At 42.4% G+C, this 12,804-nt stretch carries 12 protein-coding genes; 11 read left to right on the top strand and 1 reads right to left on the bottom strand.

Translation table 11 applies throughout. The features are described 5' to 3' along the window. Positions 1-68: 68 nt before the first annotated feature. From HUK62_RS14300 to bfr, 4 genes are all read left to right on the top strand, one after another. Complete coding sequence (locus HUK62_RS14300; protein WP_176538194.1) at positions 69-359, top strand: hypothetical protein; 291 nt, start codon at positions 69-71, stop codon at positions 357-359. Continuing rightward, positions 325-618, top strand: a complete 294-nt coding sequence (locus HUK62_RS14295; protein ID WP_176538193.1) for a hypothetical protein — start codon at positions 325-327, stop codon at positions 616-618. Before HUK62_RS14300 ends, HUK62_RS14295 begins: the two co-directional genes overlap by 35 nt. 3 nt (positions 619-621) lie before the next feature. After that, positions 622-2,253, top strand: coding sequence for a PepSY-associated TM helix domain-containing protein (locus HUK62_RS14290; protein ID WP_176538192.1), 1,632 nt, complete (start codon positions 622-624; stop codon positions 2,251-2,253). Positions 2,254-2,522: 269 nt separating this feature from the next. Further along, the gene (bfr, locus tag HUK62_RS14285) at positions 2,523-2,987 is read left to right on the top strand and encodes a bacterioferritin (protein ID WP_004695301.1); all 465 of its coding nucleotides are present in this window, start codon (positions 2,523-2,525) and stop codon (positions 2,985-2,987) included. Positions 2,988-3,085: 98 nt separating this feature from the next. Here bfr and HUK62_RS14280 read toward each other — a convergent pair whose 3' ends face one another. After that, positions 3,086-3,655 carry a peroxiredoxin gene (locus tag HUK62_RS14280; RefSeq protein WP_176538191.1) on the bottom strand — a complete coding sequence of 190 codons (570 nt, stop codon included), beginning with the start codon at positions 3,653-3,655 and terminating at the stop codon, positions 3,086-3,088. Between the two features lie 154 nt (positions 3,656-3,809). Between HUK62_RS14280 and HUK62_RS14275 the strand changes: the two genes are divergently transcribed. The 7 genes from HUK62_RS14275 (at position 3,810) to HUK62_RS14245 (ending at position 12,780) form a co-directional block, all read left to right on the top strand. Further along, positions 3,810-4,556, top strand: a complete 747-nt coding sequence (locus HUK62_RS14275) for a hydrolase (RefSeq protein WP_126037709.1) — start codon at positions 3,810-3,812, stop codon at positions 4,554-4,556. Positions 4,557-4,661: 105 nt separating this feature from the next. Beyond that, on the top strand, positions 4,662-5,981 hold the full coding sequence (gene bioA / locus HUK62_RS14270; protein WP_176538190.1) for an adenosylmethionine--8-amino-7-oxononanoate transaminase: 1,320 nt from the start codon (positions 4,662-4,664) through the stop codon (positions 5,979-5,981). Further along, on the top strand, positions 5,978-7,135 hold the full coding sequence (locus tag HUK62_RS14265; RefSeq protein WP_176538189.1) for an 8-amino-7-oxononanoate synthase: 1,158 nt from the start codon (positions 5,978-5,980) through the stop codon (positions 7,133-7,135). Before bioA ends, HUK62_RS14265 begins: the two co-directional genes overlap by 4 nt. A 7-nt stretch (positions 7,136-7,142) precedes the next feature. After that, positions 7,143-7,922: a malonyl-ACP O-methyltransferase BioC gene (gene bioC / locus HUK62_RS14260; protein WP_176538188.1), complete on the top strand. Its 780-nt coding sequence runs from the start codon at positions 7,143-7,145 to the stop codon at positions 7,920-7,922. Next, positions 7,919-8,563 carry a dethiobiotin synthase gene (bioD, locus tag HUK62_RS14255; protein WP_176538187.1) on the top strand — a complete coding sequence of 215 codons (645 nt, stop codon included), beginning with the start codon at positions 7,919-7,921 and terminating at the stop codon, positions 8,561-8,563. The genes bioC and bioD overlap by 4 nt, the downstream gene beginning before the upstream one ends. A gap of 607 nt (positions 8,564-9,170) precedes the next feature. After that, positions 9,171-10,958 carry an ABC transporter substrate-binding protein gene (locus HUK62_RS14250; protein WP_176538186.1) on the top strand — a complete coding sequence of 596 codons (1,788 nt, stop codon included), beginning with the start codon at positions 9,171-9,173 and terminating at the stop codon, positions 10,956-10,958. 13 nt (positions 10,959-10,971) lie between these two features. Then, a complete protein-coding gene (locus HUK62_RS14245; RefSeq protein ID WP_176538185.1) occupies positions 10,972-12,780 on the top strand; it encodes an ABC transporter substrate-binding protein in 1,809 nt (602 codons plus the stop codon). Positions 12,781-12,804 lie beyond the last annotated feature (24 nt).

Below are 12,804 nucleotides of genomic sequence, written 5' to 3'. Positions count from 1 at the left end.
ATGATCAGCCCATTGCGATGCAGTGGGCTTTTTTATGTCTGAATGCTGTCTCATTTAAGTTGAACGCAATGATGAAATTTCTCGGTTTACTCCTGTGCTGTGGTGGTTGTGTGCTGCTGTATTTGACCCATCCTAACCAAACGGTTCTTAAACAGGCTGTGGCGAAAAAGTATCGTTGGGTCGGGTGGATTGGTTTTTTTTTGGCATTGGTTCTTTTATTGGCGGTATTACCAAAACTGGTGGCGGTGTTGATGTGGTTACTGATGCCATTGGTGTTGTGGTCAGCACTACCATTTATTCCTTTATTACATGGGGCTTTGACGCATGAGGTTACTACGCGATCAAAAGATACAACCTGACTGGTGGACGAAAAGCTTTGCAGGAGCAGTTCTTGGACTCAGCCTAGCTTTCGCTTTAGCTGCATTAATCACAATGTGGGGACTGCAATCTGAGTATCGTAGTCTTGCTCCACAGTTAGGGATGTGGTCGATTCCGTGGATTTGGTTTCCACTCTTTTTCGTGGCCTATTTTATTCCACGTGGATGGCAGTCCATTGTGATTTATCTGTTTTTCAATATCGTGGCTTACACACTTGTGTTTTGGCTCAGAGGGGAATAGGGCATGAAGGTACGTACAGATATTCTCCGACTGGCCAAAGAGTTACATACGTGGGTAGGAATTTGCGCAGGCATTCTCTTGTTCATTTGCTTTTTTGCAGGTGGGCTGAGTATGTTTCAGCATGATTTGAGTAAGTGGGCAACGCCACCGCAACAAAGTTTAAATACGGTTGAATTCCATCAGTACAACGATTTGGTGTCACAGGTACAGCAGCGCTATCCTGCAGCTCAAAAAAGCTTTCAGATCAATTTAAAATCCAAAGAGTTTCATTATGCCCCGATTCAGTGGCAACCTGCGCAAAGTCAAGTACATGATGATCATGCCTTTTATACCGATCAAAGCGCGATGTTAGCAACACTGAAACCAGATGGGACTTTACAGGTTGAGCAAGAAAACTTATCCAAACTGGGTTGGTTGATTGAACAGCTGCATGAAACAGCAGGCATTCCGGGAATGCTTGGGCATCATACACTCGGTGTTTATGTGATGGGTGTGGTATCTGTCTTATATTTTTTGGCGCTCATGACAGGTTTAATCATCCTCTTGCCGACGTTGGTTAAAGAGTATTTTGCGATACGGCAAGGTAAGAACAAAAAACGCTTTTGGCTCGATGCGCATAATGTGATTGGCATTACCAGTTTACCGTTTCATATTTTGATTAGTGTGACGGTGATTGTTTTTGCATTTCATGATCTCTTTTATGATGGCTTGGGGCAGTTGGTGTCCAAAGGAAAACCATTGTTTGAACGTCCCGCTGCGGTGCAGATTGTAGATCCAGTTCCTCAACTGGATGTTGAAAAAATACTCTTACAGGTACAGCAACAAGCACAGGGCTATGAGGTCTCGTCTGTAAGCTTTAACAATCTAGACCAACCCGCCAAGGCATCGGCACGGGTCAGTTTATATAGTCCAGATCAGATGTTACGCGGTGATAACTTCGACGTGATGTTTTTCAATCCTTATCAGCCTGCACCCTATAGTACAGCCAATTTAAATACCCAAAGTTCTGGTCTAGATCAACTGATTCGATCGATGTTCAGTTTGCACTTTGGCAACTATGGCGGAGATTTTACCCGTTGGTTGTATTTGGCCTTGGGTCTGGGCGGAGCATTTTTATTTTACTCAGGTAATCTGTTATGGATTGAATCGCGTGTAAAGCGACAAAAAAATCCAAATTTAGCGCCTCCTACGCAGCGTAAGGATGTGAAATTTATTGCAAACTTAACCATAGGGGCATGTTTGGGAACGGTCTTTGGCATTGTTATCAGTATGTTGATCGGGCGTTGGGCCTATGTACTCAGTCCTGAGCTACACAGTATCAACACATGGTTTATGTATATCTATTATGCGATTTTTATCTTCAGTTTAATGCTGAGCTTCGTACTGGGTGCGGCACGAGCTTTACCAACGTTACTGCTGTCGATTGTGGTTGTTTTACTGCTCATGCTTTTGACTTCTGCTATAGCACTGCTCTTACCTGAGATTGGGCTATGGTCATCTTCTTCCTCTTTATGGTGGGTTGACGTCTTTGCTCTTCTTTTTGCTGGGTTGTTTTTCCGTTTTTATCGTCAAGCTCAGACCCGAGTACAGTCCGCAGAAGTGGGTTCTCTTTGGTCCGTTGCTCAGAACAAGTGAAAGAATGAATACCGTTCCAAGGCTGAAATAAGAAGCATTTTTAATGGTTACAAAATGAAGCACAGGGCTGTTCAAGCCTAAAAAGCCTTTGTAAAAGCGATGAAGTTTTGCAAAGGCTTCTTTTATAACTATTATTTTGATGATTCATACTGCAAATGCGTATGTTTCTCATTTTAATTTTATAAAAATCATAAACTTACATAATTTATCTTTTGCAAAGTGAATTAAATGTGTCCATAATAGTTGCATTAGAGAATGGAGATTTTGAAATGCGTGGCAATCCTGAAGTCGTAGACTACTTAAATATGTTGATCGGTGGAGAATTGGCTGCACGCGATCAATACCTCATTCATTCACGTATGTATGAAGATTGGGGTTTGAGCAAAATCTTTGAGCGTATCGATCATGAAATGCAAGAAGAAGCACAACATGCAGATGCGATTATTCGCCGTGTTTTGTTTTTGGAAGGCACACCAAATATGCAACGTGATGACGTTGAAATTGGTGAAGATGTGGTTTCATGCTTAAAAGCCGATTTAAAGCTTGAATATCATGTACGTGAAAAATTAGCGCAAGGTGTAAAATTGTGTGAAGAAAAGGGTGATTACATTACCCGTGACATGTTACGTCAGCAAATGTCAGATACCGAAGAAGACCACACCTATTGGTTAGAAAAACAATTACGTTTAATTGAATTGATTGGTCTGCAAAATTATATTCAGTCTCAAATGTAAGAGATGCCTGCCACTTTATGTAAAAAGTGGCATGTGTATTTACATGTTGAGTAATCAAAAAGCCTTCGAATCAATGTCCGAAGGCTTTTTTGTATGGGTTATTTTTTAGAGAACTTTTGAATATCTGCTAATACTTGTCCTGCATGGGTTTGGGTATTCACACTGCTGTAGTGATAGACCACTGTACCTTGTGGGTCGATCAGAAAGGTTTCACGTTTTGCAATTTTCGCGATGCCCAAGTTCCGCACGATGCCGAGTTGATTTGCCAGTTGATGATTGTTATCAGCCAAAATAGGGAAATTCAGTCCCAACTTTTTAGAAAATTTTTGATGCGACTGTACATCGTCCAAACTCACGCCTAAGACCACCGCATTATTTTTGCTAAATTGTGGGTAGAGTGCTTTGAACTGATTGGCTTCTTGGGTGCAGCCCGGCGAGTCATCTTTCGGATAAAAATATAACACTACCCATTTGCCTTGATATTGTTTGAGCTCATGCCATTTGGCATTTTGATCTTGTAACTTAAAACTCGGTGCGGGCTTGCCTACCCATTGTTTTTGGTCTGATGAAGCGCTTGAAAAAGCTGGTGCTGCATAAGTGGCATTACTGATGGCACAGAAACTACCTAGCGAAATTAAGCTAATCGTTGCCATTTGCATTATTTTCATTGTGTAGGCTGTCCAGAAATGTATTCCATCGATCTTAGCAAATTTTAAGGCACTAAAGTGCTGAGATTCTCATGTCCAAATTTGAATTATTTATTTAAATTTGCTGTTCATTCAAAGGGCTTGCTTTGCAACGGAGTCTGAGGTTTTATACTGTTTGAAATTTACAGTTTTAGAGTCTGCATTGAATCAACGTATTTTACTCATCACGGGCTGGGGTGGTGGGACCAAGTTACTGCAACCTTTGGCTCATGCTTTGCAGCATAAAGGTCATTCGGTTGAGCTGATCAATATTTTTAATGGATTGGATACACAGGCGTTGCAGCAATATGCTGAACAAGCCAAAGATTTTGATGTCATTATCGGCTGGTCTTTGGGGGGACAACTGGCGACTTTATTGGTCGAGGCTGTTGAACAGCAGTATCAACAGCAAAAAGTATTAATCACTTTGGCTTCAAATCCGTGCTTTGTGGCGCATGAAAACTGGGCAACCGCGATGAGTCCAGCGACATTTCAAAACTTTAAACAATCCTTCGAAGCAGACGCGATTGCAACATTAAAGAAATTTGGATTTATGGTGTGCCAAGGGACGGCAACCACCAAGCAAGATTTTTTGCAGTTGCAAAGTTTGCTTCAGCCTCAGTCTTTAGATCTGTTAAAACAGGGACTCAATTGTTTAGAGCATTTAAATACGGTTGAGATCTTACACAATTATACGGGGCATCAACTCCATCTGCTGGCTAAACAAGATTTTTTAGTTAGCTACAAAGTCTTGGATAATTTAAAAGCTTTAGGTGCAAATTTTTTAGATGCGATGCTTTTAAGTGGTTCACATGGACTTCCAGTTTTCCATGTCGATGAAGTAACTGACAAAATCTGCCAATATTTACAAAAAATGGATTAAACAATTCGCTGAGTGGTGAATATCGCAATTTCTTTTTGATGCGCGCAGGTTTAAGATCAGTCAAATTGAAATTTTGCTGTAACTGTAGTCGATATGGAGTTAAGGATGACTGAGATCAATGCCAAATTGGATGGTGAGTTGGATGACTTAGCATTTGATCGAGAACATATTTGGCATCCTTATACCTCGATGACTAATCCGCTCCCCACCTTTAAAGTTAAAAAAGCCTTTGGCTCAACCATTGAGTTAGATGATGGTCGTCAGCTGATTGATGGAATGTCTTCGTGGTGGTGCACCATACACGGCTATAACCATCCTGAACTGAATCAGGCCGTGACAGACCAACTGCAAAACATGTCGCATATTATGTTTGGTGGTTTTAGTCATGATCCCGCCATTCAACTGGGCAAATTACTGTTGCAAATCACCCCGCCAAGTTTAGATAAAATTTTCTATGCAGACTCAGGTTCTGTTGCGGTTGAAGTGGCATTAAAGATGGCAGTTCAGTATTGGACTTCGCTTGGGAAACAAGACAAAACCAATTTTGTCACCCCGCGTTCGGGCTACCACGGTGATACATGGAATGCGATGTCGGTCTGTGACCCTGTCACAGGCATGCATCAAATTTTTGGCTCAAGTTTACCCAATCGTATTTTTGTTCCTGCACCGCAAGTTGCCTTTGATGCAGCATGGGATCAAGAGGACATTCATGAGCTTGAAAACACCTTAGCTACACAGCATGAAAGTATCGCCGCGCTGATTATTGAGCCGATTGTTCAGGGTGCAGGCGGGATGCGTTTTTATCATCCTGAGTATTTACGACAGGCCAAATTGCTCTGTGAAAAATATGGTGTTTTACTGATTTTTGATGAAATTGCGACTGGTTTTGGGCGTACGGGGAAACTCTTTGCTTGGGAGCATGCACAGGTCGAACCTGACATTATGTGTATGGGTAAAGGTTTAACAGGCGGCTATATGACTTTGTCAGCAACCTTAACCACAAAGCATATTGCTGAAACTATCAGTCGAGGCGAAGCGGGCGTATTTATGCACGGCCCAACGTTTATGGCCAATCCCTTGGCGTGTGCGGTGGCCGCGAAAAGTACAGAACTCCTCATTTCACAAGATTGGCAAAGCAATATTCAACGCATTGAAACACAACTTCGTACCGCCTTGACCCCGTTGCAGTCACTTGAATATGTACACGAGGTTCGTGTATTGGGTGCTATTGGTGTGGTTGAGCTGACGTTTAATGTGGATATGAAGACCTTACAACAGGAGTTTGTCCGCCGTGGTATTTGGGTGCGACCCTTTGGAAAACTGGTCTATGTGATGCCCCCTTATGTGATTACCGCACAGGAACTCAAGACCTTGCTTGAGCAATTGGTTGAAGTGGTGGTGCAGATGCAGGAGCCTTTTGTATGAATCATGTAGAACATTTTGCAGCACAACTGGATGTACTTAAACAGCAAGGCAATTTGCGCCAGTTTACGTCCAATGTGCAGCAAGGGCGGATGATTCGAATTCATGATCATGAGATGTTGAATTTGGCATCGAATGACTATCTAGGATTGGCTGCAAATATCGAATTACGTGAACAGTTTTTCGATGAAACACCGAATGCGCAGCGCTGGATGAGTTCAGCTTCTTCACGCTTATTGACGGGTAATTTTCCTGAATATGAACAGTTTGAGGCCAGTCTAAGTCAAGCTTTTCATGGTCGAGCGGCTTTGGTATTCAACAGCGGCTATCACATGAATATTGGTATTTTACCTGCGTTAGCGGACAGTAAAACCCTAATTCTGGCTGATAAATTAATCCATGCCAGCATGATTGATGGTATTCGTTTATCGACAGCGAAGTTGGTACGTTATCGCCATAATGACTTGGCACATTTGACTCAACTTTTACACAATTATCATACCGATGATACTTTTGAGCGGATCATTGTGGTGACCGAGTCAATTTTTAGTATGGATGGTGACGAAACCGATTTGACTGAATTGGTCCGCATCAAAAAACAGTTTGAAAAAGTCATGCTCTATGTCGACGAAGCACATGGTATCGGTGTGCGTGGTGAGCAAGGTTTGGGCTGTGCCGAGCAATATCAAGTGATTGATGAGATCGACTTTTTGGTTGGTGCTTTGGGTAAGGCTATGGCTTCAATCGGCGGCTATCTGATTTGTCATCCTGTGATTCGAGACTATCTCATCAATACTATGCGCCCATTGATTTTTAGTACGGCACAACCGCCGATCTGCATGGCGTGGAGCAACTTTATCTTGCAAAAAGTCTTGCAGTTAAAGACCTCAAGACAGCATTTACACAGTATCAGTCAGACCTTGCAGCAAGCGGTTCAGGCCAAAGGTTTTGATTGTCCATCAACGTCTCAAATTGTCCCTGTGATCATCGGTGATTCGAGCAAAACGGTAGAGAAGGCGAAAGCTTTGCAACAAGCAGGTTTTTATATTATGCCTGTACGACCACCGACTGTGCCGCAGCACAGTTCTAGACTACGTATTTCCTTGACCGCTCAAGTTCGCCATACTGATTTAGATCAGTTGATTCAGTTGTTGTGAGTGAGTCGTGAAGAATTTAGAGATTGATAAAGCACAAGTCGCATTGCGCTTTGCTCAGGCAGGGCAAAGCTACAGTGAACATGCGGTTGTGCAAAAACAAATTGCACGCCAGCTTTTTAATTTAATCCAAGGTTATGCCACTAAAACGCAATTTGAGCGGGTGTTTGAAATTGGTTGTGGCTCAGGCAATTTAAGCCATCTATTGCTGAAAAATTTCCAAATTCAGCACTATTTACTGAATGACTTATATGCCGAGGTGCAGCAGCACTTTCAGGGTTATTCAAATATAGACTGGTTGTTGGGCGATATTGAACAGCTTGTTTTTCCAGCTCATTTAGAACTGATTGTATCGACCTCTGCACTGCAGTGGATGACGAATCTTGATGCTGTTTTTCAGAAAGCGAATGACAGTCTGCTTCCACAAGGGCTGTTTTGTTTTTCCACCTTTGGGGAGCGGAATTTACAAGAGATTAAGATCTTAACGGGGCAAGGTTTAGATTATGTCAACCTCGATCAACTACGGGAAAAATTGCAAAACCAAGGCTTTGAAGTTCTGCATTTGTCTGAACAGATTGAGTACTTAGACTTTGCGACACCGAAACAGGTACTGCAACATTTAAAAGCCACTGGTGTCACGGCAACTGCATCGAGCTTTCGTTGGACCAAGCACTCGCTCGAATGCTTTTATCAAGATTATCAACAATTTTCACAACTCGATACATTAGGACAGATTCATTATCGCCTGAGTTATCACCCTATTTATTGTATTGCACGGAGAATGCCATGACTGGATCAGTTTACTTTATCAGTGGAATCGATACAGGCATTGGGAAAACCTATACTACGGGCTACTTAGCCAAGCTTTGGAATGAACAAGGCCAAAAAACCATTACCCAAAAGCTAGTACAAACGGGCAATGTTGATGTTTCTGAAGACATTGAACAGCATCGTAAAATTATGGATATGGGCTGGTTTCCAGAAGATGACAGTAAGCTGACCATGCCTGAAATTTTTAGTTATCCTGCATCGCCACATTTGGCGACTAAAATTGATGGTCGTGAGATTGATTTTGTAAAAATCGAGCGTGCTACTCAGCAGCTGGCTGAAAAATATGAGGTGGTGTTGTTAGAAGGTGCGGGTGGTTTGATGGTGCCTTTAACCACAGATTTGCTTAGCATTGACTATATTGCAGCTAAGCAACTGCCTGTAATTTTGGTGAGTTCGGGGCGTTTGGGCAGTATTAACCATACGATTTTAAGTTTAGAAGCACTGAAAAGCCGTGGTTTAGAGCTTTACGCTTTAGCCTATAACTTAAATGATGAGTCACAAGATGAACTCATTTCTAAAGATACTGCGAGCTATTTAAAAGCTTATTTGGCGACACATTTTCCGCAAGCATTGTGGATCGACATTCCCGTATTGAAGTAATCTTTTTACTTTTATTGTTGACATGTGAAAAAGAGCAAAACTCATCCTCTTCCAAAGCGTGCATGATCATATTGCACTGGGAGGATGAGTTGTTTCTAAATTTTGGAAATCTTCAAGCCGAACTTCGCTCAAACTAAAAATGAAGATTTGCAGTGACGAAAATGTTTTTTATGAATATCGACTAGAAAAATAATTCAAATGACATCGAAGAAGTAAAACGATAGTGTGCGCAATGACAGAGGGATAACTGTATGGCCTCACTTTTATCGTCTGAAGCGAATAAAGAGCAGGGCCACTATTCAAAAAGAAATCGATGTTTTACCTAAGTTATATTTGAAGCTTGGTCGTATAAATTGGATGGAACATTTTTCGACTTATGGTACAACATCCTAAGGAATTAGAAAAAATAGGCGTGGCATGATATTCGCTTTGTTGCAGAGGTGAATATTTGCCCATGACCGTTTTTTAAATTTTGATAATTAAAATTTAATTTATAAAACATGGGCTTATGTTTTAAGTTTTTGTCAGTGTGGTCTGAAAAATAAAACACTGACATTGAACATGGATGGCATGAGATCACCTTGCTTAAAAAAAGATGTGTATAGGTATGAACTTGAATTCAAAAAAACTGAAGCTTGCTGCTTTATCCCTTGCGATGGGCTTTGGCTTTTCTGCCTATGCAAAGTCGCCTGCAGATCCCAACAAAGTATTAAATATCGCTTATGAAGCGCCTGATGATGGTTTTGATACGGTTAAAACCTATAATTTTTATAGTGGTAGTATTGCCCAAGCCATTTTTGAACCGCTTTTAAAATACGATTATTTGGCACGCCCCGCTCAATTGGTTCCAAATACAGCAGTGTCGATGCCAAAAATAGAACAAGAGGGCAAAGTCTATATCTTTAAAATTCAGCCCAATATTTATTTTAGCGATGACGCGGCCTTCAAAGGCAAGCCGCGGGAGTTGGTGGCGCAGGATTATATTTATTCCATGATGCGGATTATGGATCCGAAAAACCGCTCACCGACCTATTCATTTATTGAAGGCAAAATTGTCGGTGGCGATGCTGCTGTTGCTCAAGCCAAGAAAACAGGCCAGTTTAATTACGATGCCGTGATTCCGGGTTTAAAAGCCTTCGATAAATACACACTACAAATCACATTAACCCGTCCTGACTATAATTTCCCGTATATCTTGGCTTATGCCACATTTAGTGGAACAGCGCGGGAAGTGGTGGAGTTTTATGGGGATCGAATTGCGCAGCATCCAGTGGGGACAGGGCCTTATCAACTGAGTAAATATGTACCGCGGAGTCGTATTGAACTGGTGGCCAACCCGAAATATCGTGGTTTTACATGGAACTTTAAATCTACAGGTTCAAGTTGGGACAACCGTCTGGTCAAGGAGATGCAAGGCAAAAAAATGCCACAAATCGGCAAAGTCAGCGTCAGTATTATTGAAGAAGAACAGTCTCGCTGGCTCGCGTTCAAATCGGGACAACTCGATTTTGACAAACTGACTTCCAATGCAGTACCGCAGGCTTTAAATGGCAAACAACTCAAACCTGAACTGGTCAAGCAAGGCATTCAACATTTTCCCAATAAAGACGCTGAAATCACCTATACCATGTTTAATATGCAAGACCCTACGGTAGGTGGTTTTGGGCTTGAAAAAGTTGCATTAAGACGTGCGATTAGTCTGGCTTATAACCAAGCAGAAGCCATTAAACAACTGTATAAAGGGCAGGCGGTGAAGTCGGAGATGTTAGTGCCTGAGGGGGTACAAGGCTTTAATCCCAACTACCGGAGTAGTGTGGCCTATAACCCGCTTTTGGCGAATAAATTACTGGATCGTTTCGGTTATAAGAAGGGAGGAGATGGTTACCGCCGACTACCGAATGCTCAGCCTTTAACGCTCAAGTTTATGACTGAAAACAGTTCCAGTTCCGTGATTCAATCTGAACTGTGGAAGAAAAATTTAGATGCGATTGGTCTGCGTGCCGACTTTGTGGTGAGTAACTTTGCTGACAATTTAAAAGCAGCGATGCAATGTAAATATATGATTTGGGGCGGGGCTTGGATTGCCGATTATCCTGAAGGGGAAAACTTTGCCCAGCTGCTGTATGGGCCCAATTCGGCTCAGGGCAATCTCAGTTGCTACCAGTCCAAAGCCTATGATGCACTTTATACGCAGGCTATGGCCTTACCACCGCCTCAGCGTTTGCCATTTTATGAAAAACTCAGTCGTCAAATTGAAGCCGATAATCCATGGATTATTCATAACAGTCGCATTCGAAATTGGTTGTTACATCCACAGATTCAGGGTTTTAAAGCACATCCGATGATGAACACCAACTGGCAGTATTTGGATATTCAGCCCATAAAAAATAATTGAGATGTAGAAAATAATGAAAGATCTAAATCAGAAATTGAAACGATGGGGGTTGGGGATTTGGGTAGGCAGTATTCTGCTGAGTAGTTCAGTTTCCAGTTTTGCACAAAGCCCTGCCGACCCGAAAAAAGTTTTACGTTATGTTTTTCCTGTGGCTGAAACAGGCTTTGACCCTGCGGGCGTGCATGACTTGTACTCGGCGCATGTCAACGGTTCGATTTTTGAAACGTTGTTTACCTATGATTATTTGGCCTCACCTGCGAAATTGGTACCACGAACAGCTGCGGCTTTACCCGAGGTGAGCGCGGATGGATTGACCTATACCATTCGTTTGCAAAAGGGGATTTATTTTGCTGCGGACCCAGTGTTTAAAGGTAAAAAGCGTGAGCTGACCTCAGCTGATTATGTGTATACCTTTAAGCGCTTACTGGATCCGAGCTTGCGTTCACCCAACAGTTGGCTGCTTGATGGGCGAATCTTAGGGATGGAGGCTTTGCTGAAACAGGCGCAGAAAACAGGAAAATTCAATTACGACCAATCTGTCGCTGGTTTACAAACACCAGACCGTTATACCTTAGTTATTCGCCTGACCAGCCCTGATCAGAACTTTCCAATGCTGCTGGCACATCAGCCTGCGGGCGCGGTTGCACGGGAAGTCATCGAAAAATATCGTGACAAAGCGGGTTTTGTGATGGGGCATCCAATAGGAACGGGGCCGTATATGCTCAGTCGTTGGACGCCGGGTTCGCGGATCATTTTAAAGGCCAATCCTGATTTCCGAAGTTTTGTTTGGAACTTTAAGGCCAGTACGCCTGAGGACCAAAAGATCGTCAAAGCCATGCAAGGCAAAAAAATGCCGCAAATTGGCGAGATTGATATTCAGGTGATGGAAGAAGGACAATCACGCTGGTTGTCCTTTATTAAAGATGAAGTGGATTTGTTTGCCTTAGATGGTGAGTTGACGGTTCAAGCCTTGCAAGATGGAAAACTAAAACCGGAATTGGTCAAGAAAGGTGTACAGCTGTCACGGATCACTGATCCTTCGATTGACTATCATTATTGGAATATGCAAAACCCAGTGGTCGGCGGCTTAAGTAAAGATAAAATCGCCTTGCGCCGTGCCATGGCGATGGCATTTTCAGCCGATAACTACATCAATATTTTACAAAAAGGTGATGCGCAAAAACTGCAAGCGCCGATTCCAAGTGGTGTGGTGGGCTATGACCCCAATTATCGAAGCAGTATTCCTTATTCAGTCAAAGCGGCAAATTTATTGTTAGATCGTTATCACTATACAGTAGCTGCGGATGGTTGGCGTACTCAGCCAAATGGCAAACCTTTGGTGATTGAGATGACGCTTTCGGGCAATAATTTACGCAGTCAACAACAGGCCGAGTTTTGGAAGAAAACTTTAGACAGTATCAAAATCAGAATGACCACCAAGTCGATGCCTTTTGCTGAGGCTTTGAAATTAGAAAAACAATGTAAAACCATGTTTAAAGCATCAGCATGGATTGCAGACTACCCAGATGCAGATAACTTTATGCAGCTGTTTTATGGCAAAAACATCAAGATCACCAACAATGGCTGCGCCAAAATTCCTGAATATGACCGCCTATATGAACAAGCTCAGAAGATGACCCCGAGTCCAGAGCGCGATGCAATCTACGCCAAAATGTCACGCCTGCTGGAAGTGTATATGCCTGTACAGGTAATTGGCGCGCGTTACCGCAATATCTTGGCACAACCGCGGGTGATTGGTTTTAAAAAGCATCCCATACTGCCCGCAGAGTGGATGTATATCGATATTGATTTGAAGAAATAGAAATTAAATAAAACTGGAGTCATG

Origin of the sequence: Acinetobacter sp. NEB 394 (genome assembly GCF_013374795.1) — a bacterium.
GTDB classification, from domain to species: Bacteria; Pseudomonadota; Gammaproteobacteria; order Pseudomonadales; family Moraxellaceae; genus Acinetobacter; species Acinetobacter johnsonii.
The sequence above is the reverse complement of the archived record's forward strand: the minus strand, read 5'-3'. Positions and strand labels throughout refer to the sequence as shown.